The 25122-nt window shown below is 48.9% G+C and carries 28 protein-coding genes; 19 read left to right on the forward strand and 9 right to left on the reverse strand.

The genetic code is table 11. From position 1 onward, the window contains the following. Window positions 1-81 precede the first annotated feature (81 nt). On the forward strand, window positions 82-387 hold the full coding sequence (locus JJL52_RS07615; RefSeq protein ID WP_236994127.1) for a type II toxin-antitoxin system TacA family antitoxin: 306 nt from the start codon (window positions 82-84) through the stop codon (window positions 385-387). Then, window positions 375-869 carry a GNAT family N-acetyltransferase gene (locus tag JJL52_RS07620; protein WP_202051795.1) on the forward strand — a complete coding sequence of 165 codons (495 nt, stop codon included), beginning with the start codon at window positions 375-377 and terminating at the stop codon, window positions 867-869. The genes JJL52_RS07615 and JJL52_RS07620 overlap by 13 nt, the downstream gene beginning before the upstream one ends. Before the next feature lie 116 nt (window positions 870-985). On the opposite strand, the gene JJL52_RS07625 is transcribed toward JJL52_RS07620, so the two are convergent. Both JJL52_RS07625 and JJL52_RS07630 read right to left on the reverse strand, forming a co-directional pair. Beyond that, complete coding sequence (locus JJL52_RS07625; protein WP_202051796.1) at window positions 986-1516, reverse strand: GNAT family N-acetyltransferase; 531 nt, start codon at window positions 1514-1516, stop codon at window positions 986-988. Then, entirely contained in the window at window positions 1509-1799 is a 291-nt protein-coding gene (locus JJL52_RS07630) for a type II toxin-antitoxin system TacA family antitoxin (RefSeq protein ID WP_202051797.1), read from the reverse strand. The genes JJL52_RS07625 and JJL52_RS07630 overlap by 8 nt, the downstream gene beginning before the upstream one ends. A 456-nt stretch (window positions 1800-2255) precedes the next feature. Between JJL52_RS07630 and JJL52_RS07635 the strand changes: the two genes are divergently transcribed. The 3 genes from JJL52_RS07635 (at window position 2256) to JJL52_RS07645 (ending at window position 5879) form a co-directional block, all read left to right on the forward strand. Continuing rightward, a complete protein-coding gene (locus JJL52_RS07635) occupies window positions 2256-2516 on the forward strand; it encodes a hypothetical protein (RefSeq protein ID WP_202051798.1) in 261 nt (86 codons plus the stop codon). Window positions 2517-2616: 100 nt separating this feature from the next. After that, window positions 2617-3933 (forward strand): DUF262 domain-containing protein, encoded by a 1317-nt coding sequence (locus tag JJL52_RS07640; RefSeq protein WP_202051799.1) that lies wholly within the window; start codon window positions 2617-2619, stop codon window positions 3931-3933. Continuing rightward, window positions 3933-5879: a DUF262 domain-containing protein gene (locus JJL52_RS07645; protein WP_202051800.1), complete on the forward strand. Its 1947-nt coding sequence runs from the start codon at window positions 3933-3935 to the stop codon at window positions 5877-5879. Before JJL52_RS07640 ends, JJL52_RS07645 begins: the two co-directional genes overlap by 1 nt. Window positions 5880-6184: 305 nt before the next feature. Here JJL52_RS07645 and JJL52_RS07650 read toward each other — a convergent pair whose 3' ends face one another. The 3 genes from JJL52_RS07650 to JJL52_RS07660 form a co-directional block, all read right to left on the reverse strand. After that, window positions 6185-6820, reverse strand: a complete 636-nt coding sequence (locus JJL52_RS07650) for a DUF6988 family protein (protein ID WP_202051801.1) — start codon at window positions 6818-6820, stop codon at window positions 6185-6187. 310 nt (window positions 6821-7130) lie between these two features. Continuing rightward, window positions 7131-7487 (reverse strand): hypothetical protein, encoded by a 357-nt coding sequence (locus JJL52_RS07655; protein ID WP_202051802.1) that lies wholly within the window; start codon window positions 7485-7487, stop codon window positions 7131-7133. Window positions 7488-7750: 263 nt separating this feature from the next. Beyond that, a complete protein-coding gene (locus JJL52_RS07660; protein WP_202051803.1) occupies window positions 7751-8170 on the reverse strand; it encodes a helix-turn-helix domain-containing protein in 420 nt (139 codons plus the stop codon). A 134-nt stretch (window positions 8171-8304) separates the two neighbouring features. Here JJL52_RS07660 and tmpT point away from each other — a divergent pair, with 134 nt between their 5' ends. From tmpT to JJL52_RS07685, 6 genes are all read left to right on the forward strand, one after another. Beyond that, complete coding sequence (gene tmpT / locus JJL52_RS07665; protein WP_202051804.1) at window positions 8305-8958, forward strand: thiopurine S-methyltransferase; 654 nt, start codon at window positions 8305-8307, stop codon at window positions 8956-8958. A gap of 120 nt (window positions 8959-9078) precedes the next feature. Continuing rightward, a complete protein-coding gene (locus tag JJL52_RS07670; protein WP_202051805.1) occupies window positions 9079-9621 on the forward strand; it encodes a flavin reductase family protein in 543 nt (180 codons plus the stop codon). Window positions 9622-9987: 366 nt separating this feature from the next. Next, window positions 9988-10164 carry a YhhA family cyclophane-containing RiPP gene (yhhA, locus tag JJL52_RS21740; RefSeq protein WP_436231513.1) on the forward strand — a complete coding sequence of 59 codons (177 nt, stop codon included), beginning with the start codon at window positions 9988-9990 and terminating at the stop codon, window positions 10162-10164. 13 nt (window positions 10165-10177) lie between these two features. Continuing rightward, on the forward strand, window positions 10178-11302 hold the full coding sequence (yhhB, locus tag JJL52_RS07675) for a cyclophane-forming radical SAM/SPASM peptide maturase YhhB (RefSeq protein WP_202051806.1): 1125 nt from the start codon (window positions 10178-10180) through the stop codon (window positions 11300-11302). Continuing rightward, window positions 11293-11901, forward strand: coding sequence for a cyclophane-containing peptide 2OG-Fe(II) oxygenase YhhC (yhhC, locus tag JJL52_RS07680; protein ID WP_202051807.1), 609 nt, complete (start codon window positions 11293-11295; stop codon window positions 11899-11901). The genes yhhB and yhhC overlap by 10 nt, the downstream gene beginning before the upstream one ends. Then, on the forward strand, window positions 11885-12751 hold the full coding sequence (locus tag JJL52_RS07685; RefSeq protein WP_202051808.1) for an aKG-HExxH-type peptide beta-hydroxylase: 867 nt from the start codon (window positions 11885-11887) through the stop codon (window positions 12749-12751). The genes yhhC and JJL52_RS07685 overlap by 17 nt, the downstream gene beginning before the upstream one ends. Window positions 12752-12764: 13 nt before the next feature. On the opposite strand, the gene JJL52_RS07690 is transcribed toward JJL52_RS07685, so the two are convergent. The 3 genes from JJL52_RS07690 to JJL52_RS07700 form a co-directional block, all read right to left on the reverse strand. Beyond that, entirely contained in the window at window positions 12765-14138 is a 1374-nt protein-coding gene (locus JJL52_RS07690; RefSeq protein ID WP_202051809.1) for a HEAT repeat domain-containing protein, read from the reverse strand. Between the two features lie 202 nt (window positions 14139-14340). Continuing rightward, entirely contained in the window at window positions 14341-15453 is a 1113-nt protein-coding gene (locus JJL52_RS07695) for a cell envelope integrity TolA family protein (RefSeq protein ID WP_202051810.1), read from the reverse strand. 173 nt (window positions 15454-15626) lie between these two features. After that, entirely contained in the window at window positions 15627-16613 is a 987-nt protein-coding gene (locus JJL52_RS07700; RefSeq protein ID WP_202051811.1) for a hypothetical protein, read from the reverse strand. Window positions 16614-17047: 434 nt separating this feature from the next. Between JJL52_RS07700 and JJL52_RS07705 the strand changes: the two genes are divergently transcribed. The 5 genes from JJL52_RS07705 to JJL52_RS21745 all read left to right on the forward strand — a co-directional run bounded on the left by JJL52_RS07705 (window position 17048) and on the right by JJL52_RS21745 (window position 19456). Then, a complete protein-coding gene (locus JJL52_RS07705) occupies window positions 17048-17332 on the forward strand; it encodes a flagellar transcriptional regulator FlhD (protein WP_202051812.1) in 285 nt (94 codons plus the stop codon). After that, entirely contained in the window at window positions 17329-17916 is a 588-nt protein-coding gene (locus tag JJL52_RS07710) for a FlhC family transcriptional regulator (RefSeq protein ID WP_202051813.1), read from the forward strand. The genes JJL52_RS07705 and JJL52_RS07710 overlap by 4 nt, the downstream gene beginning before the upstream one ends. 73 nt (window positions 17917-17989) lie before the next feature. Further along, complete coding sequence (locus JJL52_RS07715; RefSeq protein WP_202051814.1) at window positions 17990-18580, forward strand: flagellar transcriptional regulator FlhD; 591 nt, start codon at window positions 17990-17992, stop codon at window positions 18578-18580. A 12-nt stretch (window positions 18581-18592) separates the two neighbouring features. Further along, window positions 18593-19066, forward strand: a complete 474-nt coding sequence (locus tag JJL52_RS07720; RefSeq protein ID WP_202051815.1) for a FlhC family transcriptional regulator — start codon at window positions 18593-18595, stop codon at window positions 19064-19066. A 126-nt stretch (window positions 19067-19192) separates the two neighbouring features. Beyond that, window positions 19193-19456, forward strand: coding sequence for a helix-turn-helix transcriptional regulator (locus JJL52_RS21745; protein ID WP_436231514.1), 264 nt, complete (start codon window positions 19193-19195; stop codon window positions 19454-19456). Here the strand turns inward: JJL52_RS21745 and JJL52_RS07730 are convergent. Beyond that, complete coding sequence (locus tag JJL52_RS07730) at window positions 19407-20705, reverse strand: tyrosine-type recombinase/integrase (protein ID WP_202051817.1); 1299 nt, start codon at window positions 20703-20705, stop codon at window positions 19407-19409. The genes JJL52_RS21745 and JJL52_RS07730 overlap by 50 nt on opposite strands. Before the next feature lie 166 nt (window positions 20706-20871). Here JJL52_RS07730 and mutS point away from each other — a divergent pair, with 166 nt between their 5' ends. The 3 genes from mutS to JJL52_RS07745 all read left to right on the forward strand — a co-directional run bounded on the left by mutS (window position 20872) and on the right by JJL52_RS07745 (window position 24977). Then, window positions 20872-23457 (forward strand): DNA mismatch repair protein MutS, encoded by a 2586-nt coding sequence (gene mutS / locus JJL52_RS07735; RefSeq protein ID WP_202051818.1) that lies wholly within the window; start codon window positions 20872-20874, stop codon window positions 23455-23457. Window positions 23458-24034: 577 nt separating this feature from the next. After that, window positions 24035-24532, forward strand: coding sequence for a DUF421 domain-containing protein (locus JJL52_RS07740; protein WP_202051819.1), 498 nt, complete (start codon window positions 24035-24037; stop codon window positions 24530-24532). A gap of 286 nt (window positions 24533-24818) precedes the next feature. Then, window positions 24819-24977: a DUF3309 domain-containing protein gene (locus JJL52_RS07745; RefSeq protein WP_202051820.1), complete on the forward strand. Its 159-nt coding sequence runs from the start codon at window positions 24819-24821 to the stop codon at window positions 24975-24977. Window positions 24978-25122 lie beyond the last annotated feature (145 nt).

A 25122-nucleotide genomic window follows, 5' to 3' on the forward strand; every position in this document is an offset into this window, starting at 1 on the left:
ATCGGACCGTGCGAGGGATCGATTGATTAAAAGGAGATACACATTGTGTATCTACTATGTTAGGATTTATCTCTACAGATAATGAAAGAGGTTGCCATGCCCCCAAAGCACCAAACACCCACGGATACGCAAACCCAGGCAGTCAATTTACGGGTGCGCAGTGACATTCGTTCCTTGATTGACAGAGCCGCCAAGGCCCAGGGTAAGACGCGCTCTGACTTTATGATTGATGCGGCGCGGCGTGCCGCCGAAGAATCCTTGCTCGATCAAACCCTCGTGCGCGTTGATCAAAAAACCTATGACCATTTTCTCGAGGTGCTGGATCAGCCGCCAAGCGGGGAAGGCTTTGAACGCCTGATGTCGGCGGCCAAACCTTGGCAGGAATAAGGCTATCCGCGCCGGTTCCGCTCTCGGCGGAACATCGGCTGGATGACTTTGCCTGCGGAGTCGATAGCCTGGACGACTGGCTTAAGCGGCGCGCTCGTTCTAATCAGGTAAGTAGCGCCTCACGCACCTATGTGGTCGCCGAAGGCACTCAGGTGGTCGGCTATTACTGCCTGGCCTCCGGGGCGTTGGCCTTGAATGATGTGCCGGCTTTAGTCCGTCGCAATATGCCCGATCCCGTGCCGGTCGTCGTACTCGGCCGTCTGGCCATCCATCAAGCCTGGCAAGGTCGAGGCGTGGGCGTCGCACTGTTGCAAGACGCGGTGCTGCGCGCGCTCCACGCGAGTGAAATTCTCGGCATCCGTGGCCTTTTGGTGCACGCCCTCTCCGCTGAAGCCAAGGCTTTTTATGAACATCATGGCTTTGTGGCTTCGCCGACCCAGCCAATGACGTTGATCTTGTCATTGAAGCGAAAAGTCGCGTAATACGACAACAGATGACGCAGGAACACCGCAGGTAGGATTCTCAGACCATGACCTCCTCAATGCGTCTCCATCGGTTGCCCAGGAATTGGCTCCGCTTTTTAGCGATATCGCTGCCATTATCCAGCAATCCCGACAGCAGGTACAAAAGAAAAAGCCTTTGCGAATTGTGCCAGAGGTGCGAACAGGGTGCGCTCTTGCGCATTCAAGTCCAAAAAGCCGTGGTGACGATAGAAAGCGATAGCGCCCTCGTTTTTGGCGTCCACAATGACGGCGTAGGCGGCAATATCCGCGCGGATGGAACGATAAATGGCATTGATGAGCAGGGTGCTTCCCAGCCCTTGCCCCTGAAACTTCATATCGATTGCAAGTCTTCCGATCCTAATCGTCGGTACAGAAGGATAACGGGGGAAGTTCTTTTTGAAACAATCCAGTAATTGCGTGACGGAAATTTGCGCGGCGGACAGCGTATAAAAACCGGCAATTTGATTGGACACATTGCAAACCGCGACATAGCAAGCGGTTATCCGGCGGCGAATATCCTGAGACACCTGCCGTTCAAAAAAATGGTCGAGCGGGGCACTCCCGCATGAAAAACCGGCTCGGTCATGCTGTCCGAGAGGTTCAATCGTAAATGGGGGCTCACTCAAAAGATCCTACCAGTTTCTTATGGGCTTCCATCGCTCGCTCCATTGCCGGTACTAAAGGTGCGGGGTTTATCAGCGCTTCGGCGAAACGGATTTGATTTTCCTGAGATAAATGAATCATTTCGGTTTGTTCAATGGTTCGTATCGCGGCATCGCGGGCTGCCGATACGACAAAATCGGATACTGTCCGCCCCTGAAGTTCAGCGGCTCGCTTTATCAGGGCATGAATATCGGGCGTAATTCGTGCCTCCAGTCGAGCATTTTTGTTTGCAGTATCATTTTTCATAGGAATCACCTCTCATAAGCCTATATTGCGGCAAATTGCCGTACATCGTCTATATTCTTAAAAACGGCCCTTTTGAGAGTTGGCAATGGGCAAAAACGACCCACAAGAGACATTCTGAATCTCGACGGCACTGTGGCAGGTTTCAGAGTTGAGCAGTCGTACAGCGCAGTAGGGGCACATACTGAGAAAGTGGGATTAGCAAGTGCGACATGAAATGTCGTAAGTTCAACGCAGAATTGAATCCTATACAGGATTTCAATGGGAACTTTATGCATGCCGACCGAACTGTGCCCCCTCAGATTCGGATCTCTCTTCGAGTCTGCCGACCTGCGCGAGCGGCTGGTGAGAAGGAATTACACGGCTATCTGACTCGAAAACATCTTCGCGCCGCCCGAGGACTTCATGATAGAGTAGGAATACATCATCATCGTCTTCCCTAAGGCGCAACCTGACCCCATGCTCTTCCTGACCTCGGAAAAAAACCTCAGCTACCGGGATGACCGCAAGTACAAGTCTCTCGGCGAAGACGGAGGCTTACACTTTCTCTGCACGTTCAATGCCGAAGGTCACCATAACTTCGGGGCGTCCGATGCCTGGTGTGATTCGCTGCTTTTCCGGACCGAGGCCATCAATCGCATCGCCATGCGGACAGGTGAACGTTTGGACCTGAGGATACCGCCGCTTGGTGGGCGCCAGGAGTCGAATGAGCGTGGGTGAGGATGCAGTTTTTGACGCACCGCGCGCCCCATGGGCGACCAGCACAACACCCTATTCGCGCTAAAGCCTGAATTCAAATTCACTAACCCGGAGGATCATTATGACCATTAGCCGAGGCGACGTTAGTGCCGTTACCGTCGGTAACCTGCTCGCCGAGAACCTGAGAATTCCTCACTACCAGCGTCCCTACAGCTGGGAGCCGGAGACTGCTCTGCAGCTGCTTGACGATATCCAGGAGGCCGACCGCGAACGGCGCGACGTCCCGTATGTCCTTGGTGCCGTAATTCTGCACAATACGGGCCCGAGCCTAGAGGTGGTCGATGGCCAGCAACGTCTGCTCACGTTACGCATGATTTTGCTTCTTACGGGGACAGCTGGTTGTCCCAAGCATAGTGATCAAGCTGATAACCCGATCAATCGCGTGTGGAACGCTCTTCGTCGCCATGAGGCTTTGAGAAAGGAAAACTGTGAGGGACTGGCGGAGTTCATCCGAAACCAGTGCCAACTGGTCCGCGTCGTGACAGACGACGTTGACGAGGCCTTTCGAGTGTTCGACTCCCAGAACTACCGCGGAAAGCCCTTGGCGCCCCATGATCTTCTCAAGGCTTACCATTTGCGCGAAATGCGCGACGAAACTGTTTCCATGAAAGCTGCGGTCGTTGAAACTTGGGAATCGGTCACTGACGCTGAATTGAATCGACTATTCTCGACTTATCTCTACCGGATTGCGCGCTGGGCTCGCGGAGAGAGCGCCCCGCGATTCACGGTTCACGATATCGGCATGTTCAAGGGGATATCCCCCAAGAGCAGCCGATCACCGTGCGCTCGCTACCATATGGCGGCGCAGGTTGCGATCCCCGTTCTGGACGTGTGGAGAGGGTCCCCTTCGGGACTCGCGGATCGGGAGGCGGGGCGGATCCGCTTCCACCTGGATGCGCCGCTGCTGGCCGGAAAAACTTTCTTTGAAATGGCGGCGTTCATGTTGAAGGAGCTGAGGCTACTGGCCCGGGAGGCGTTCGACGGAGAGCGCGCAGAGTTTGCGCTGTATAACGTCGGCGCAGAAGAGGGCAGTAACGTTTTACATGAGCGCCCGTCCCGGAGCCGGTATCGGTTCGTCTCCGAGCTATATCTGGCCGCACTCCTGTATTACACGAACAAGTTTGGAGACGAGGATCTGCCTGCCGCGCGTGATCGGCTCTTTGCTTGGGCCTATTCAGCGCGGGTGGAGTTACTCCGCGTACAGTTCCGGTCGATCGACAATCGCGCGCGAGGCGATCAGTCGAACGCATCGGCGTTTGCATTGATGCGCACAGCGGAGTCCGGCCGCGTCATTCGCCAACTGTCTACAGCTAGCGGGACTTATAACAGCGACCACGAGAAACAGCTCGTTGCGCTTTTAAAAAAGTTGGAGGCATGATGAAAAGTGATCAACTCGACCCTAAGCTACTAACCATTGGCCAACTGTTCGATGACTCAGGCGGGACCTACATGGTGCCCATCTACCAGCGGAACTATGCGTGGCAAGTCGAGCAGATCGAGCAACTCTTGGATGACATCAAGGACGCGATGCATGATGGGAAAAGTTGCTATTTCCTCGGCAACCTGATGGTCACCGAACTGAAGGAGACGCCCACCTGCTTTGAGGTGATCGACGGCCAGCAACGGCTGACAACCCTTTATCTGCTCCTGACCTTCCTGGAGGGAAACAACGTTTTGAACATCAAACATCAGGAGCGTCTGCGTTACGAGTCTCGCCCCCGCGCAACAGAGGCACTAAGGCGAGTTGCACCTGGATTTTTGCGTCTTTCCGTTTCGTCGGCACACTCATCGACCACCGAAGATGGCGGGATTCATCAGGCTTACAACGTCATCCGGCAATTCATGAATCAGCACTTCAAGAATGCCGAGCTGAGCCAATTTGCGAATTTCCTGCGCGATAAGGTGACTGTCGTTCGAGCATCCCTGCCCCGCAAGACGGATTTCAATCGCTACTTCGAGATAATGAATACCCGCGGCCAGCAGCTTCAACAGGTCGACATCGTCAAGGCACGGCTTATGCAGCACCTTGACCAAGATGCCCAGCGGGCTTGTTTCGCCTGGATCTGGGAAGCTTGCGCTGATATGGATTCCTACGTTCAGATGATGCTGACGCGAGGCGACACGAACCTGCGTCAGAAGATCTTCGGCGACGACTGGTCCTTGCTCACAGTTTCGAGCTTTGATCAACTCGTCACGATCCACGTAGTGGCCGACGACATCACTAATCCCAGCACATCTCTGACGCTCGACGATGCGCTGGCAAAGTACGCTGAGATGCGGACGGCAGTTGTCAGTGAGGAACAGGACAATGTGCGCTTCCGCTCTACCATCGAGTTCCCCTCTTTTCTGCTGCACGTCCTCAAGGTGATGAACGGCAATGAGAACGAGGACGAGGGCCACCTGGATGACAAGAGGCTCGTCAAGTGCTTCGAGCAATTCCTTGAAAACCACGGCGCCGAGAAGTCGCGCCGGGTTCAGGAGTTCGCCCTCAAGTTACTGCGTTGCCGGAATCTCTTTGACAGCTTCATTCTGAAGCGACAGTACACCACCACGAACAGCGACGAAGGCGACTGGTCCCTCCAACGTCTTGTCAAGCGCAGCTCCAAAGATCGGCCGATTCCCGGGTACATCAACACCTTCTCCCGGGGCAGCGACAATGTTGAAGAGGATGGGGACGTCGATCCGGAAACCAACGATCTATTGATACTCCAGTCGATGCTGCGTGTGACCTATACCTCGCCAAGGACAATGCACTGGATCACTAGGCTGCTGAAGCTTCTGGACGAGAGCGAAGGCGCTGAGGTAACGGAATCCGATCTTGCTGACGTATTGCGCAATTATGCCCGCAACAAAGTCAGGGAAGCCTTCCCCTTATACGAACCACCTTGTGGCTTCAGCATTAACCGGATTGTTTTCACCTACCTGGATTACCTGATATGGATGGACCGGAAGAACCCTGAGTTCAGGTTCTCCTTCCGGAACTCGATTGAACATTTTTATCCGCAACATCCCGATGAGCAGCAATCGGGAGCGCAGCTTTCCGAAGAGTGCCTCCATCTACTGGGAAACCTGGCTCTTGTAAGCGTCGGCGTAAACTCGAAGTTCAGCAATAGCCTGCCCAGCGCCAAGGCCTATAACTTCCAGAACACAATAGAGAAACAGAGCCCAAAGCTGCAAGTGATGGCGGAGATCACTCGCAACGGCAAAGCATGGGGCACCAAGGAAGTTCTCGAGCACCACAACGCGATGATCAAACGCCTGCACAGTGATCTCGAGCTGAAATCGCAGGCGAATGCGGGAAGCGAGCTTTGTCACGTAGGCTGAAATGCCAATAATTGGCGCATAGCAGCCCGATTCGGACCAGAATACTAAGGTCGACTTCGGCCGAGAAGCTCTCGGTCAGCGCCTGCGGAACCTGTTAGGAATTTTGTGTAAAACAGCCATTGTGAGTCGTATTGACGAAAGACCGCTTAGGCCGAGGAGCCGGAATTGCCCCTTTGGCTGCTTTAAGAGTGAACCGGCCTCTCGAATGGCAGCTCTATGGCGTGGGTGTCCGGCGGCTCTTGGCCGAACTTGCCCTATTGACTATCACAGAGTAAAACAGCCCCTCCATGTTGCCGATCTAGTTTTTATGTCAACTGAAGGCAATCGGCGTGTTTTTTGTACAGCTTTACAACTTCCATTGCTAGATCGCCGTCATTAATAAGTTGAGCTAATGCGATGGCTGACATGTGCAAAAGATTGTTTGATTGCCTTACAGCAGAGTAGTGAATATTAACTGGATAGCCAGCATTACTTCTGTTGGCCGCATGAATTCCGCCATGAACATAAGAATTGAGCGGTTGCCATGAATAATCTTTAAACTCACTCAAGTGACGATGCACACCGGGCGGCCCTTTTTTTTGAATATCCTCCATCATCTTGGAAACATTGGGTAGTCCGTTTTTTGCTGCTTGCTCACTCTCAGGTGTTAGCGGTGCCACTAGTTTGTCGATTGCAGTTTCAGATGCAGCATAAAGGGCCCAAATTGCTCTAACAAGAGCCTCGTATTGAAGACGTAGCATTCCCATTGCAGAGGTGAGTAAACGAATTCTGGTGAGCTCTCTTAAGGAGATAGCGTGCTCATGAGCAATGTTGCACATTGTAACGACCGCAGAGCTTCGATTATCATCGCCAAATTCGAATTTCTGAAACATTGAAAACAACTCGTCATCGAATTGCTCGGATCTAGCAATGACCTGTTCAAGATCATTCACAGTAATCATCAAAAACTCCCTATAAAATTAAAGCTTGATTGCAGGAATGTTCACTAATTTTAAAAATTATATCCAGCGTTCTAAATGTGATCTTTTAAAGATATGCCCAAATTTACTTGGGCTGCTAGGCAAGTATATGTTGAATCGCTGTCATTGATAATGACAGCGCAGCAGTCCGAAAATGGCCGAACCTGCTCTGTCAGAATCAAAGAACAACAACGGTTTATAGAGACCATCAGTTAGAAGGTGTTAATTTTCAAACGGTTTTCCATAAACAAAAAACCCGTTGGAAAGTCTGCCGTTGAACTGCTCTAAACTTTTATTCGGCTAATAGGGCTTCAATAGTGGCCTTCGCATTACATTGAGCGATGGCTTCGGCGAGCTGCATGTTGTTTAATTGATGCTTGATGGCTGTAACACGATGCCATTCAAATGGTTGGTATTCCTTTTGCGCAAAGGTAGCGATTTGGCATTTCTTAACCGGAGAATTAGCGAAGGGCATTTTTGCGTCGGGACGCAAAGGCTCCATTCCTTCCGAGCTGGGCGCATAGATTAAAAAATCGCCTTTTATTGCCAGGACCGCGCGATATTGATTTGCCGTGGTGAAATACAAATCGCCCACTGCAATCTCGGATTCTTTCAGCCAAAGAGCTTTATTTTTCTTGTTCTTTTTCATGCAGAATTTAAGCTCAAACGGGTTGATGCTTACTGAGTCTCATGGCCCCGGATTTAACACGCTCTTGGCCCTAAAAGTCGCTCATGTACAGATGGGTTTTGGCGAGAAGCCGCCGAATCGTAAAGTGCATTAAATAATTGTACCATGGTAAAGACCAGCGTTTGGGTTAAACGTACGGACGCCCCCGAATCGCTGGGTGGCTCATCAGTTGCGGCATAGAAGAAGCTAACCGATCAACTTACCCTTGTTCCATGGCACATTTTTTACGATTTGTTTTCCTTCAATTTATTTGGCTGCCTAAACCGATTCTTACCCGCAACACGGAGGAGACGAAGAAATTTTGGACATTCAAAATGGTTTGGAGCATTGCAGACCGCTGCATGACGGAGCCCGTCTCGCATAGCCGTCAGTTCTTTAATTTTCCTGTCTAACTCGTCTGCCTTGGCCAAAAGCAACGCTCTATTGATGTCAGGCCCTTCCGGAGTAAACATTTCACCAATCTCATCGAGCGAGAAACCAGCGTGTCGCCCCAAAGTTATTAAAGCCAACCTCTCTATGACGTTGGCGCTGAATAGCCGACGCAAACCCAAGCGACCGGTAGACTGGATCAGTCCTTTTTCTTCATAAAACCGTAACGTTGAAGCGGGTAAGCCAGTTGCCTTTGCGACCTCAGATATATCCATTATTTCACCTGTCGTAATTAATGCTTGACTTCAAGTTGACTTGAACTTTTATCCTAGCCCTGAATACAACTTGGTACAACACTTAAGCATCAAGTTTGTGGTGATTTTTTATTTGAACGATTTAAGGAGTCGATATGGACGCAAGTTTCTGGCATCAAAAATGGGAGCGCGGCGAGATTGCTTTTCATGAACGCGAAGCAAACCCATTTCTGGTAGCCCATTTTAAGAAGTTAAAGCTGGCAAAAGGTTGCCGTGTGTTCCTGCCTTTGTGCGGCAAAACACGCGACATTTCCTGGTTACTTGGCTGCGGTTATCGAGTGGCTGGCGCCGAATTGAGCGAACTCGCCGTTAACGAGTTGTTTAAAGAACTTGGGTTAGAGCCGCAACTCTTTAAAGCTGGGGAGTTGGTCCGCTACAGCGCTAAAGATATCGACATATTCGTGGGCGATATTTTTGATGTGTCTGCTGAATATCTGGGGCCCATAAGCGCGATATACGATCGCGCTGCTTTAGTCGCCTTGCCTTCCAGCATACGAGAGCGATATACGTCACATCTGATGAACATAACCGGCACAGCGCCGCAGTTGCTGATCTGTTATGAATACGACCAACGGTTGATGGATGGCCCTCCGTTTTCAGTTACCGAGAACGAAGTAATGCAACATTATGGCGCTATGTACCAATTAAAGTCAGTTGAAAGCAAGAGTGTCGCGGGAGGTTTGAAGGGAAAAGTCGCATCAACGGAGACCGTCTGGTTGCTCCAGCACGCTAGTGTCGAACAGTGTTGAACAGTTTCCAGTTAAAGTTTAGGGTTTTTGGGTTTCCACTGCCTTTCTCCTCGCTTAAACCGATAGGAATCGTTCCCCGTTTCTAATACTTTTTTAGCCTACAGCATGAGGTGTACGGTAATGAAGACGATGCCGATTAGCAAGTCCTTTACTTTGATTGAACCTGGGCCAGTTATCCTTGTTACGACAAACGATGGGGAGAAGAACAACATTATGACCATCTCCTGGACCATGGTGATGGATTTTACGCCGAGATTTGCCATAACAACGGGGCCCTGGAACTATTCCTATAAGGCGCTTCGGAACTCCAAAGAATGCGTCATTGCTATTCCTACCGTGGACCTAATAGATCAGGTTGTTGGGATAGGAATTTGTTCTGGCACCGACACGGACAAATTTTATAAGTTCGGATTGACTCCTCTCAAGGGAAAGCATGTCGGCGCGCCTCAGATCAAGGAATGCCTGGCAAATATTGAATGTAAAGTGATCGATGTCGTCGAAAAGCACAACATCATTGTGCTGGAAGGTGTCGAAGCGTACTTTGATGATTCACGAGAAGAGAAGCGGACCCTTCACGCAATCGGCGATGGCACCTTTGTAGTCGATGGAGACAAGTTGGATCGAAGGGAAATGATGCGCTTGAAGCTTCCAGAGGGTGTCTAACGACATCATTTGAATATTAGAATCACCCCCTCATAGCCGAACTTGCTCTGTCAGAATTGAAGGAGCAAAAACGACCCAAACCTGACATTCAAGCTTTTCGCTACGAATGTTAGCAACCTTACAGAAGGAATTTTGCACCTCAAGGGACTTAAAATAAAAAATAGAAGAAAGCTGTATATTTTTTTCTCATTATTATCAATAACTTACAAACGCTAAAAAAAATAATTTTTCGCCATGGAAAATTATCAATAAATTTGTTTTATAAGATATTGATTTTTAATGGCATATAAGGAACAAAAATTTTTATTAGGGAGCTTTAACATCTATAATAGAATCTCTATTTTTAGTTCACCGGAGCCATTTACGATGCAAAGCCCCTCACCATCCCTACAAGGTAGTCCAGTGCGCCATAGCATACCTACTGATGTGCAAGTTGTTAGTGTTGCCAGCCCTACTTTGGCAAGACTCATTGAGGAAGTAAAAAATGACAATCAATCAACGCTCTATGCATACGACCGAGTGCATAACCGTCATAACCGGTAATCAATGAACTTTGATGGTAGAAATTGATACGATCCTGATCAAGGTAGCCAGTCAATGTAACATTAATTGCAGCTATTGCTATGTCTACAACATGGGAGATGACAGTTGGGCAAACATGCCTAACTTCATTTCACAAGAAACAATCGAATCCATAACAAAAGAGTTAGCCGATCTTAAATCTGCGCAACAACGTCCCTTTGCGATTGTTCTTCATGGCGGAGAACCATTACTGCTTGGTTCCCGTCGATTAGAGTTTCTACTTCATTCGCTTAGAACAGCAATACCTGATAGCTATTGCATCAGTATACAAACCAATGGAATGCTCATATCGGACAAGATCCTTGATCTTTGTTCAAAATATAAAACTTCACTATCGGTAAGTCTAGATGGGCCTGAATCTATCCATAATGCTAACCGCGTAGGACATAAAGGCGAAGGAACATATAGTCGTGTAATTGAGGGCATTGATAAGCTCAAGTCCCACCCTGATGCTTCATTTTTATTTGCTGGATTGTTGGCAGTCATTGACCCTACTTCAAGTCCACATAGAATCTACAATTTCTTTAAGGACCTTGGCGCTCCCAACGTAGACTTCCTTTATAGAGATGGTAATCATGACAAATTGCCTTTTGGAAAAGCTTCGTTTCAATCTACTGAATATGGAGCTTGGCTAGTAGAGCTGTTGGATGTTTATCTAGCCGATCAGAACCCGATAAAAATTAGGATTCTCGATGACATCGTTCGTCTTGCTCTTGGCGGAATTGGTATAAAAGAAGGCGTTGGCGTCACGGATTTCGGGATCGCGGTCATTGATACCGATGGTAGCGTAACCAAAAACGACACATTAAAAAGTTCGTACAAAGGTGCCGATCGCTTTTTAGCGCATTGGAATATTCATACTCATCGCTTGATCGATATATTTTCTTCCAGCGAATTCGCAGATGCACATAAATTGCAAAGGCCAGCCTCTTTAATTTGTCAGACCTGTCCTGAACTGCAAATCTGCGGTGGAGGAATGCCGTTGCACAGATGGAAGTCAGGTTCTCAATACGATAATCCTTCGGTATATTGTAACGATCAGTTGCTTATTATTAATAAAGTAAAGTCGATACTCTGCGGGATACAGCAATGCACATAGCTGACAAACAACTTTTGACCTTAACAAACACCGAAGTATTTACACAGCCTTTTCCTTACTTCGTAAGTCCGCAAGCGTTATCTTCAGAGTTAAGCTTTGATTTATTAACATGGCTTGAAAACGATGCGCCTTGGAAACTCGTTGAAACTGACTTTTATGAACAGTATGAGTTTAGTTTTTTTGATGCTCAGTTACCGACTTGTTTGAAGTTTTTAACCACCCCTGAGTATCTTGCCAAAATCAAAAGCCGAGTTGAAAGTTTATTCTCGGTCAAGCTCAATGCCCGCATCGATTTTACCGCGCATAAATTAATACCGGGCCAACGTATACGTATACATAATGATTACATTCCGGGCTGCGAAACTCACAGGTTATTAATTCAATTGAATAAAGGGTGGGATGATGAAAATGGTGGCATGCTAATGTTTTTTAACAGTAAAAATCCCAGCGATATACACAAAATATTTCGCCCTTCGCATAACAGTTCAGTCGGCTTCGCTATTTCCCCTGATTCTCACCATGCGGTTTCTACTATCCATAAGAGCGAGCGCTATACAATCATCTTCTCTTTTTATCAATTAGATGAACAAGCTCGATAATTTAATAATTTCGACTATACAAAACCCTGTCTCACCAGCATGGTTTCCGGAATTAACCGAAGATTTGGCGAATTATGGCTGGCAGCAGCTTTATGAAAAATATGGCTTACAAGCAGTTAATTATTCAACCGATGCCGTATTAAACAATGGCGTAGATGATAAGCCAAACAAAACTGCCATCATTTTAAAACCTTCAATAAAGGCACAGCTCCCTATTAATGTTTATCCAATGCCGGATAAGATAGCGTCCATGTACGCCGATTCTGGCGCAAAGCCATATTCAACAAAAATTTTGCAAACTTCAACGGTTATGCAGTGCCTACAAGAAGCTTTGGATATTCTGGTCGCAATACCAACCGTCTATGAGACAGTCTCTAGACTCGTAGGTAGCTTACATATCCTACAACCTGTAGATGACGATTTTGATATTAGCTATAGCCTGCCTAATATACCTTTTTCGATATTTGTTTCGGTACCCAGCAAGCGTATGAAAAACGATACGTTGCGGGTTGCTGAGGCCATTTTGCATGAAGCAATGCATTTGCAATTATCGTTAATCGAACAGCGTATACCTATGATTATCGAAACAAATGAAAAATACTTTTCGCCATGGAAGAATGAATATAGACATCCGCGCGGGGTATTGCATGCACTCTATGTTTTTTGTGTGATTAAACAGTTTTTTAAGTTGCTGATAGAAAATAATATACCATCCTCATCCATTCAGTATTTGAAAACAAGGCACAATGTAATTTCAAGTCAGATAGAAGAAATTCGCGATTTTAATAATTGCCTAAATCTTACTGCCCCTGGAAAAGCTTTAACAAATAATCTATTTATTGCTATGTGACAATTTAATTCACTTACGCTGATAGTTGTATTTTTTCTATTGCCTCTAAGGCGGCGCCTCTTACTGCGGTAGATTCATCATCCTTTAATTTATGCAATGCTGGAATTGCATCATTGGCTTTTCTCCCAATTGCCCCTAATGCGATTGCTGCATTTTTTCGGGTTTCTGGAACTGGATCAATCAACAAGTTTATCAAATCTTTCACTGCGGGTTGAGATTTTTCCCCATAGCATGATAGAGCAAGCGCAATAGCACCTCTTACCTCTGATGCAACATCCAATCCAAGCGCATCATTGTCTATGCCATTTTGAAGGACAGCTAATAACCGATCAACAACGAAGCCTAACTTAAGATTTTCGCCTTCAGTGTTACCAAATGCCCCAAGTGCACCAATAATCGCAAGTATATTTGGATGGCTAGTATCCGCTACTAATTCGATAAGATAATCCAGTATTTTTCCATCCCCCCCTAGTTCCCCCAATCCACTTAACAATAATGATCCCAAAGTTGTATCCGGCTTTATTTTCAAAATATCTACAAAAGCGTCGGCTATTTTGCTTGCTTCACGGTCAAATAAAGGCAGTAACTCTGCTGCAGTGTATTGTTTTTCAGAATCATCGCTCTTCAGGTCTAAAATTAATTTTTCCACAATATTATCCCTGACGCTTCCATTGGCATCAATTTCATTAATTATCAGCTTTAGAAAACTAATCTTATTATCAATTTCAGATACTTCATCTGTTATTTTTGATTCAAAACTCTGAGTCATTAAATCTATATCTATTCTTATAGAAGCGCTTTTTTTAATCTCATCATCGATTTCATGACGAAAATCTTTTAGTTTCTTTTTGAGTTCAGCTTCAGTGTCCTGAAGTTCTTCCAACGCCTTTTTTGCCCGTTCTATTTCAAGTTTAGCAGCAATTGTTGTTTCAATCGCTTCTTCCCGCTTTTTTTCTAGGCTGTCTACCTTTTTATCTACTTCTTTATCTATTGTAGTTTCAATCCTCCTGCTCATATGGGTCCATATGGCAGTAATTGCCGTGGTAAGTAACACAATAAATACAGCAATTCCAAATATTGTTATAAATAATCCTTGCCTCTTAATCCAGCTCATAAAATCTTCTTGAGCATCGTTTGATATTTTTAGCGCAAGGATTTTTTGACTGTCCAACGCATTCGTTGGACTTTCAGATTGGACAGTAGGCAAGCCCTTTATCACTATCTCATCAATATGAATATTGCTAGAACTTGCTTTTTCTACATGAGCTACGGATTCTTTCTTTTCTTCCAATGCAGAATCACTCGCCTGAGCGCAATTAGTTGCGCCTAAAATCATCCCTCCTGATAACAAGTAGAAGTTGAGCAATATTATCAATCGATAGGTCATAGCATTTCCCTGAAAGCTATTACGAAAATTTACTTAGGCAGTTAACCTTACATGTCTTCCGCAAGCAGCACTAAAGCAATGCTGTCCGCTGCTGGCAACTCAATATGGATGGAGAATAATATCAGAAAAATTTCTTTAATTTTATTAAATGACTGCTTCTGGCCGATAGCACTCGATGGCAATTTGGCTGGTACTATCGACTCTAAGAGGGCGCTTGATCTTGGACCTTGAGTTTAATAACCCATTTATACCGAACTGGATCTTCGCGAAGTAGGAATGACCTAATCTCTTCGCGTTTAGCCTTATCCGCACGCAGGAAGATGCCACGCAGGTCATAGTCAATCGTCCGCTCACTGGCTCCGCGTTCTGTCGCCTTGGCATACCAGTCCCTCCCGAGGTCGTAGTTTCCCATCTCGAAATTTACTGCACCTAATAGGGTGCAAGGGCGGAAATCCTTCGGCGTCAGAGCATGTGCCTGGTCGCCAAAATTCAAAGCTTCATTGAAACGCTTCAAATCTCGCATCACACCACCATGGGTTGTGCAGATAGCAGAGATCAGTTTGGGGGCTTTCTGGAGCCCAGCAGGGATCGAAGCCAGCAGATCATGGGCTTTTCTGGCTTGGTTGCACTTGCGGTAGTGGCCGCTGGCATTAACCGCATTCCATGGATCAGCTGTTCGTTTGTACTCAGCCGTATAGAACTCAGCTTCTCGCTCATGAAAGGCTGTCTGAAGGGTCTCAGTATAGTAATCCGAGCCCTCGGTGGTAAGCCACAGAATGTCTTCGTCAGAGAGACGATTGCCACCGTCTAGGCGATGAAGAATGTCCATCAAACGGGCAAAAAATTGTTTTTCAATGATCTGATCTAGCCCATAGCGTGACCGAAGCTGCTGGTTTTTTATTTTGGCGATATATTTCGGGTCGCTCTCCCGCTGACGTCGAGCTTCCTCCGCCTGCTGACGCTTACGTTCGTATTCGGCTTTACGGATAGCCTCTTGAGCTTTTTCTTGCTCAAATAGTCGCAACTGCGCCGCTTCTTTTTTTCTCCGTTCAGCCTCGGCAACTTGTTTACGCTTAACCAATTCTTCGGCTGCAATCTGGGAGAAAGCATCGTAGCTAATTTCACCCTGCGCAAGTTGTTGTAGCGCAGCAAGTCGCTGTTTTTGCAAGTACATCAGAGCCTGTTCTAAAGGCCGACGCCCTTGCTCTAAGTTATCGAGAATATTGTGAAGGCGGGTCGCAGGGATAATTGCACCTGGAAGGTCGGCTACGAAGTATTTTCTAGCGAGATCAATCCTGCTGGGATTCTCTATCACTCGCTTCGATAATTCCGTCTCAGAGCGAGAGACACTTCTAAAGTTAGGTCGAGCTTGCCTAATTATTTTTGGGACTCTTCTACTCATAGCACAGGTATCGGGGGCTGCATAAATATCGCGACATTGATTTTTTCCGATCTTAATTCTATCGATTGTTCCATCTCATGGAATAGTTATGCCAATTGGGCGATTAGCAAGCGTCCTCGCCGAGTGACTCGATCAAAACTGAAAACATGTTCTCTCGGACTTTCATAGCAGCGTCCAACCAATCGACGCGGATAATCAGGCGCGCCGTTTTCAAGATAAATTGTTGCGCCACAAATCGGACAAGGGGCGGAATAGCGAACAAGCCGGATCTGTCTTAAATCTCCGTCTCTGAGCAATTCATATTGTGCCGGTTTTTCTTTGATATTTAGAAAAATCTCATGTGCAAGCACGACTCGATCCTCGAATAGACGTACCCAGGGTCTAAGCAATCCAAGCCAGACAAAATAGGGAAAACCAAAAATGGTTAAAAACAGCGTGATTTCGCGGGTCGTAATCGGTTGAGGCCTCGAGAGCGAAAACCAGCCGACATACGAGAACACGAGCGTGCCAAGCCCTATCAAGAATAACCAGCCGACAATCAGCCAAATATGCCAGTGTTTTAATTGTATTTGGCCATCGTGAAATAACCAATTGGCTAACCAGGATGGCTTCACCGCGCCATGGGAAGCAACCTCATAATGAGCTTGGAGTTGTCGGAATTCTTTCTCTGTAGACTCTGGAAATACATTATCTTCCTCCCGTATTTCTGGTAATGGCACCGCTTTGATACAAAACGTAGCAACATTGCCAGGCCCGCCTTTGGTACTGATTCGCTCTGGCTTGGGATAAGACTGCAAGCCTTGCTGCCTGGCAAATTCAATAATCTGAGGTTCTTTGGTTTGCCAGTAATTCGAAAATGACCCTGGCCAATCGATCCATTTTTTGGAGTCGACGGGCTTGGGTAATTCCTCTGCGGCAGCCACAAGCTCATCCGCGGTAAAACGTCGCTTACATTCTTCAAAGCCAGCTTTTTTCAACGATTCCTGCGCTAAGGCGCGGAGTATGCGATGCGGCTTTTCATCACTGGGATCCTTGTCAAGCCAGTCGATCAGACATTGAATCACTTCACGCATAAACTATCCCTAACTGGGTTGCTGAGGGTTTGTGGCTGGTCACCGGAAAATAAAATCATAAAATTCCTCCAAAACTTACGTTTCAGTAATTAACGGGGGCTCTCAATTCGTAATGTGCTCATCATAGGCACAGGCCCATATGATTTCAGTTGAATAGATTAATTTGCAACTCTTTTTGAATTGTAGACAAAAATTATAGACGATAAAAAACGGTTACATCTGCTGTTGTAAGCACGCACTATAGCTTCATTGACGTTTGGAAATTCGGAATCAAAAGCAAATCATCCCTTTCGGGACATTTTTTCAAAAGATGCAATGCTACGAATAGACAGACTTCTCGTGATTGATAGCTCAAAACCGAAACCTTTCGTACGGGACACTAACAAGATTAGTCATTAGCATAGACCACGATCGTGATTTAAGTAGGACACACCATGTCGACCCTTGAACAAGATATTGCCCATCTGAATTTTGAATACCTGATGCTGGCCCGCGAATGCGCCAGAAATAACCCTATGGAAGCGGCATGGCGATTCGGTGTTGACCGAAAGCAGATTGAGGAACTCTCCGGCTTTTCCGTGGAAAAAATCCGGGAGCTATCTGGCATTGCAAGAACCGTGATTACGTTGATTCCTATGAATACGCCCAAAAATGTGTCGTTGGCATCGCATGTCGCATTACTTACTTCCTCAAAACCACTAAGCTTGGAAGTTAAATGATTCGGTTACCCTTCATTCCTGAGACAGGTAAGGGCTATCAATTGGCCCTGGCCGAGGCTCTGTTTAAATTGGGCGCTCGGCCTCCGGTTGTGCGTTCTGTGTGCCATATCGGAAAAAAGACGGCGATACGGGTGTACAAGGCCATACACCGGCAATCGCCCAAGAAGGGCATGCTGCCATATGACTTATTTTGGATTCTCCGTTCTTCCGTGAACAACATTCACGCTTCTATTTTCCTGGGGCTGATCCACGATTTATCACAACAGCAACTCCCGGCCGTCTTTAATGCCGAGGTGTTCATTACTGCCTATGAGTTGTACTGTCGAGTGGTTGCTCAGAATCCTCAGCCAAGCAAATTGGAAGCCGGGGTTGCGCAGTTCATTTTGCTGGACATCAATCGAGCCTGGCAACTGGTTGGACAATGGAAAGCGAGTGAAATGGGGCTGGCGATTTGTGAAAAATGCCATGCTCGTCATGTGGTGCTCAACAAAATGCCAAAACCCTATCAGCAATGCCCAATCTGCGATGTTTGGGCAGATAAAACCGGGCGTCGCCGATGGGCTACGGTCAAGCCTGGGCAATAGGCTTAATCAGGCGAATTAATTCATGTGCTGTTTGGAATGATTGACGAATAGATAGCCAACCAGGAGAAAGCGAGTGCATATCGTTGTTAAAAACTTCACCGACCTCAAAACACCCCAACCCTGTGATGGCAAAAAGATGGCGAGATTGGCCCGCGAATGTTTTGCCAACCAGCAGATACTGACGATTGATTTTGAGGGCGTGCAAGCCGTTACCCACGGTTTTTTTCAGGAATTGGTGCTACCTCTGGTAGCGGAGTTTGGAGCAGGTTTTCTTAAAAACAAATTTCAGCTCGCGAACATGACGCCTGAGATAGACGAGGTCATGAAGTCAGCGTTTAACAATCTGGATGATTATTTTGAGCGACATGCAGCACTTCATAATAAAGCATGTGATGCCGAAATTTATGAGCTGAATCTCACCTGGCTGATAAAAGCCCGTGAATTGGCGAGGGAAAATGCAATTCTTGCTGAGTTAATGATGGGCATTGCCGAAGAGGAGATGCGCTTGGAGATTAGTCAATTGTCCAATGAGGACATTCAGCATATTGCTCAATCGGGCTGGTTATGTTTTTCGCCGCGATTTACACCTCACTTCATTCGTAGTATGACCCGCCGTCAGCATGACATCGTTGATGTGTTGCTCGGGTTTAGTGGTTCGCATTAATGGAGGCGGCGGATGCTTAAGACCTTTCATCAATACTCCCTTGCACTCGAATTGCTGAGACGTCATGCCAGGATTTCAATTATCCATAGGGAAACAGGGTTACCTCGGCCACTGCTCCGGAAAACTTATCGGGAATTACATGGGTGTTCTCCGCATCCGGGGGCATTGAAATATTCAACGCAAGGATTGACGCGTAACATTAAGAAGTACAAAGAGGTGACGTTGTTTGCGGTTTGCTTCCAAGTTGTCGAATCCAACAGTTCGGAGAGCGACATTCGAAAAATCGTCATCGCTTTTGATTCCTATAAAAAATCACTTCCGAGCAGTGATTTAGATTTTTCCGCCGCATGGGTAATCGCAAAGGACCTAAGGGCGAGGCAGATTAGACTGGCAAGATGTTTGAAGTGCAAAGCCGCTATATTGCTGAATGCTCGTGAAAGAGATTCTGAACGGTGCGAGATATGCAAAACAAGTTTGCGAAGTTGAGTGCCTTAATTTTGGGGGAGACTGTCCTTAACAGCACAACTTGCACAATTAGAGTCTATTGCCCGAGAATCGATGGATGGAAAGAACATGAGCAACAAGAAACGTCAATCGGTATTAAAACCGATCATGATTGATCTTGAGGCCGTTGCGGAAATTACCGGACTATCGGAATCTACGGTGCAGTCCCTTATTCGTGCGAACGATTTTCCTAAGCCACGCAAAGCCTCTGCAAGGCGGTCATGCTGGTTATTGCGCGAAATCGAGGAGTGGGCGGAATCACGTCCCATATCAGATTTTTTACCGCCACCCAACACCGCGGCTGGAGGCCGTAATGGAAAGCCTAATTCTCAAAACGTTTTGCCAATAATTCAAGATGCTCAGACAGAGTGAGCAGCCATTTAAGCTTTTCTCCGTCATAGTGGTGACGGTTATAAGTGCCGACCACCCCTGGAAGCATATGGCCCAAAATCATCTCGCCTACGGTGTCCGGACAGCCCAATTTTGCCAGCAGTGTTCGCGACGTGCGACGTAAATCATGCGGTGCCCAGTGCGTCACTGTCAAGCGGGAACGGGTCATTTCAGGTCGCGTCGGACAATAGGGCTGGCGATAGTGGACTTGCTGCTGAATCGTTTTTTGATCGACATGGCCGGCTTTCTGCCTTGAGGGAAATAAAACGCCTCCGCCGTAAAGCCGCTTGCGCCGCAACACGACAGCCAGGCCGCGACCATATAAGGGTACCCGTTGATCGGCCGCCCCTTCATGCCTGGCGTTTTTGGTACGAGATTTTGGGATTGTCCACCATACTTGGCCATTCTCTTCGGTAATTTCTGCACCCGTCATGCCGACAATTTCGGCTCCGCGTGCCGCTGTCCATAAATACAGGGTCAGTACATCGGCAATCAGTAGGGGAAAATTAGGCAGCCAGGCAATCAGTTCGCCTACTTCATCCTCACAAAGCACGCGCTTAACAGTACCGATCTTCTCGCCCGCAATAGCCTTGCCTTTTGATCGAATCTTGCCCCTGAGAATTAACCGCCACCAATTCACCGCCGTTTCCGGTAACCGGCCAGCATCCATTGCATAATCCCATGCCGCCCCCAGTTCGCAGCGGAGCTTCCCAGCCTGTACCGGGGATTTTGCTGCATGACTCTGAATTAAATCAAACGCCATTGCCCGAGTTATCGCCGTGGCCGGCAATTTCTCCAGGCTGCCCAGCATCGTGTCAAACATTCGGGTGATTTCGGTGGCGCCTTTTTTTGCCCGGTGCCGGTAAATATGCCCAGCCAGATACTCGTCGCACAACACCCGCACCGTATACGCGCTTTCGGCCTTTTCGGTTCGTTCTTTCTCAATTAATGCTTTGGCCTCGAGCTTCTCCTGTTTGGCGGACAACACCGGATCACTTCCTGAATCGCGCTGGTTTTTCAAGGCTTCCCAAGCGACAATAGCGGCTGGAAAGGACATGGCCGGCCAATGACCTATAGCGACTTGCCGAATGCGTCCATCAACAGAGCTTCTATATCGATAAATCCAGGTTCGCAACTTAGCTGAAGCCCAGAGGCGAAGACCGGGATAATCGGTAAAGGTGATATGCTGTCCAGGTTGCAAAGCTTTGGCTGTGCGGGAGTCGAAGTGCATATTAGTATAGCTTTTTTAGTTGCCCTGAAATTTCAGTATAGCTTTTTTGAAATGATATAAAAAGCTACACTAAAAAGTAAAGTGTAGGTAAGTTTTGATAAGTGCAGATGATGTTAAGCGAGACGAATAAAGATGTTAAAAAACATCTACTATCAATAAGATGAGAATGAAAAACGAGTTAAATCAGGGTAATAGAGAAGCCCAGCAAAAAGAACCTACTCCGATGATGCAGCAGTATCTGCGCATCAAGTCCGACTATTCCGAAACCCTGCTGTTCTACCGGATGGGGGATTTCTACGAGCTTTTCTACGACGATGCGAAAAAGGCCGCGCGCCTGCTCGATATTACGCTGACCGCCCGCGGCCAGTCGCAGGGACAGCCGATTCCGATGGCGGGCATTCCGTATCATGCGGCGGAAGGCTATATTGCGAAGCTGATCCGGATCGGCGAATCGGTCGCGATTTGCGAGCAGATCGGCGATCCTGCCGCGTCGAAAGGTCCGGTCGAACGCAAAGTCATGCGAATTATCACGCCCGGTACGGTCACCGACGAGGCGCTGCTCGAAGACCGGAAAGACAATCTGCTGGTCGCAGTTTGCCCGCTGCAATCGCGTTACGGGATCGCGAGCCTCGATCTGACCAGCGGCCGTTTTGTCTTGCAGGAGGTCGAATCGGAGGACCATCTGCTCAGCGAGGTCGGCCGCCTGAATCCTGCCGAGCTGCTGTACAGCGAAAGCTGGCCGCTGCCGGACGCCTTGAAGCAGCGCAGCGGCCTGTGCCGGCGCCCGCCCTGGCATTTCGAAGTAGAAAGCGCGCGGCTCTTGGTGTTGAAGCAGTTCAAGGCGCACGATCTGAAAGGCTTCGGCTGCGAAGAGCTGACTGCGGCGGTCGCGGCGGCCGGCGGGCTCCTGCAGTACGTCCGCGATACGCAGCAGAATGTGCTGCCGCATATCCAGGGCATCCGCACCGAAACCAGCGACGACTGCATCCAGTTCGATGCGTCGAGCCGACGCAATCTCGAAATCGACACGCATCCGACCGGACAGCTGCAATACACGCTGCTCGGCGTGCTGGACAAGACCGCCACCGCGATGGGCAGCCGCTGCCTCCGGCGCTGGCTGAACCGGCCGCTCAGGGACCACTTCGTCCTGAACCGGCGCTACGCCTGCATCGAGGCCCTGCTTCAGGGCGACTTGTACCGGTCGGTGCAGGACACGCTGCGGCAGGTCGGCGACATCGAGCGGATCAGCACCCGGATCGCGCTGAAATCGGCCCGGCCCCGCGATTTGCTGGTGTTGCGTTCGACGCTGGCGGCTTTGCCGGACCTGCACAAACAGCTGGACGGGCTCGACGATCCGCATCTGGCCGGGCTGCGCGTGGACATCGGCGAACATCCGGCCATGCTGGAACTGCTCGGCAAGGCGATCGTCGACAATCCGCCGATGCTGATCCGCGACGGCGGCGTGATTGCGGCCGGCTACGACGAAGAGCTCGACGAGTTGCGAAACCTGAGCCAGAACGCGGACCAATTCCTGATCGACATGGAGCAGCGCGAGCGGCAGGCGACCGGAATCAGTAATCTGAAAGTCAACTACAACCGGGTGCACGGCTTTTACATCGAGATTTCGAACGCGAACGCGGACAAGGTGCCGGTCCATTACACCCGCAAGCAGACCCTGAAAGGCGCCGAGCGTTACATCACCGAGGAACTGAAGGCGTTCGAAGACAAGGTGCTCAGCGCCCGCGAGAAATCGCTGGCCTTCGAGAAGGCCCTGTACGACGAACTCTTGGACGTGATCGCCAGTTCTTTAGGCGAACTGCAATTGTGCGCGGCGGCGCTGGCCGAACTCGACGTGCTGGCCAATTTTGCCGAGCGCGCCGAGGCGCTGAATCTGTCGCGGCCGGTGCTGCAGGCGGAACCGGGCATCCGGATCGAAGCCGGCCGGCACCCGGTGGTCGAACAGGTTTCCGATGTGCCTTTCGTGCCGAACGATCTGGATCTGGCCGGCGAACGGCGAATGCTGGTGATCACCGGTCCGAACATGGGCGGCAAATCGACCTATATGCGCCAGGCCGCGCTGATCGTGCTGATCGCGCATGTCGGCTGTTTCGTGCCGGCAAAGTCGGCGGTGCTGGGGCCGGTCGACAAGATCTTCACCCGGATCGGCGCCTCGGACGACCTTGCTTCGGGTCGGTCGACGTTCATGGTCGAAATGTCCGAAACCGCGAATATCCTGCACAACGCGACTTCGCAAAGCCTGATCCTGATGGATGAAATCGGCCGCGGCACCAGCACCTTCGACGGCCTGTCGCTGGCCTGGGCCTGCGCGGACCATCTGGCGAAAGTGACGCAGGCGTTCACGCTGTTCGCCACCCATTATTTCGAACTGACCACGCTGGCCGAGGAACGTCCGTCGATCCGTAACGTGCATTTGGAAGCGATGGAGCACGGCGACCGGATCGTGTTCTTGCATGCGGTGAAGGACGGGCCGGCCAACCAGAGCTACGGGTTGCAGGTGGCGGCGCTGGCCGGCGTGCCGCGCGCGGTGATCGAGAAGGCCAAAAGCAAACTGGCGCATCTCGAAAACAACGCCTATATCGAGCAGCGGGCCGAATCGGGCATCGATCAGCTTGACCTGTTTTCCGCGCCGGAATGCCACCCGGCGGTCGGTTTGCTCGGGGACATCGATCCCGACGCACTGAGCCCGAAACAGGCGTTGGACGCGTTGTACCGGCTCAAGGCGCTGTTATAGAGCCTGCCGCTTCGCGGGATACCGCGAAACATTCCGGGCTTTCGCGTCCGTAGGCCGCAAGCCCGCAGTCCGCTTCGCCGGTTCTCGGAGATTGGCGAAGCGGCGCCTTCTTCATTCGCTCTACTTCATTGTTTGGCTCTCGGCTCCTCCGTATCCGGGCGGCTGCGAATAATGCGAATAAAAAGTCGCACTTGCAAATCTTCTTTGACTCTAATAAGCAATTTGAATCGGTTGCGCCAATAATGATGCGTCGTAAGATTGAGTTTTATCCTCAGTCTGACTCATGAATAAGGGCGATGTCCGTTAAGGAAACTCTGATTAAATCCCGGAAACTCCCCCTCTCTAGGAAGGAGAAGTGGACTTAATCAGCAATGTCGATCTCGTAGGCCGGATAAGCGTAGTGCATCCGGCGACTGCGGTGGATGCGCTACGCTTATCCCTCCTACAGCCCATTAATTTAACGGCATCGGGGAAGAGAGGTAGCGTTGGACCTGTTCATTTAAGGATTTATCCCATGTTCGCGAGGTCACCGGGCAAAATATCGGGATAGAGGCGAGGAAAGAGTTAAGGACCGACGATGAATGAAGTTTATGGGATCGATTGGAAATCGATTTTTGTCCCGTCCTTTCTGCAAATCGGAGAAATATTCCTGCGCGGGACGATTGTGTATCTGTTTATCTTTTTTGTATTCCGTGTGCTGCGGCGAGAGTCGGGGGAATTGGGGGTTTCCGATCTGCTCGTCGTTGTGCTGATCGCCGATGCGGCACAGAATGCGATGGCCAATGAATATAAAACTGTCACCGAAGGGCTGGTTCTTGTGGTTACCCTGGCTTTTTGGGACTATTTTCTCGATTGGCTCAGCTATCGATTCCCGCCTTTTCGGCGCCTGCTTCGTCCTGCTCCGATAATCTTGATTAAGGATGGGCGTCTCCAACGGCGGAACCTGAGAAAGCAAATGATCTCCGAAGACGAATTAATGGGAGTATTGCGGGAACAAGGGGTGGAGCGTGTGGAGGAGGTCAAGCGGAGTTACATGGAAGACGATGGAACCATCAGCATCATCAAAAAGGTGTGAAACGGCGCAAAGCCGGATTGCTGTCCCGATGTGGGGGAACCGTTCCGTATGTGGCTTAAGGTACAGACAGCGCCCTAACCTAATCGTAGATTAAATATATATCGGGCCTATTTTCGGGCATCGATCCGGGTAGCCGGATTGAGCCGGCGATTAGGTTTTGAATCATTTGCGGCGCAGATTCAATACCGCTGCATTCGCGAGACGGGGATGCCGGTACCGAAGTCGAGGTTCCAAGCTGAAGCCCGGCTTCAGGATTAGCGTTTATGTTTTATCAAGGAGAATCGTTATGTCGACAAGTACTATATTGCTGGTCATTTTAATCTTGATCATTTTGGGTGCGGTTCCCGTTTGGCCTTATAGCCGGAGTTGGGGATATGGGCCCAGCGGTATACTCGGCCTGATACTGGTGATTTTTCTCGTAATGCTGCTTTTAGGCGCGGTATAGGTATGAAGGGAACCGTGATTTCTGGTTCCCCGAATAACCACGATCAAAAACACATGGATAAACGGCCTCTAAGCTTTCTGCTTATCCGATAAATCCGATGAAACAGAGTCTTCCGTCAGACTGCTTCCCGTTCCGGTAAACGGCG

The sequence above is a fragment of the Candidatus Methylomicrobium oryzae genome, from assembly GCF_016745425.1.
Classification (GTDB): domain Bacteria; phylum Pseudomonadota; class Gammaproteobacteria; order Methylococcales; family Methylomonadaceae; genus Methylomicrobium; species Methylomicrobium oryzae.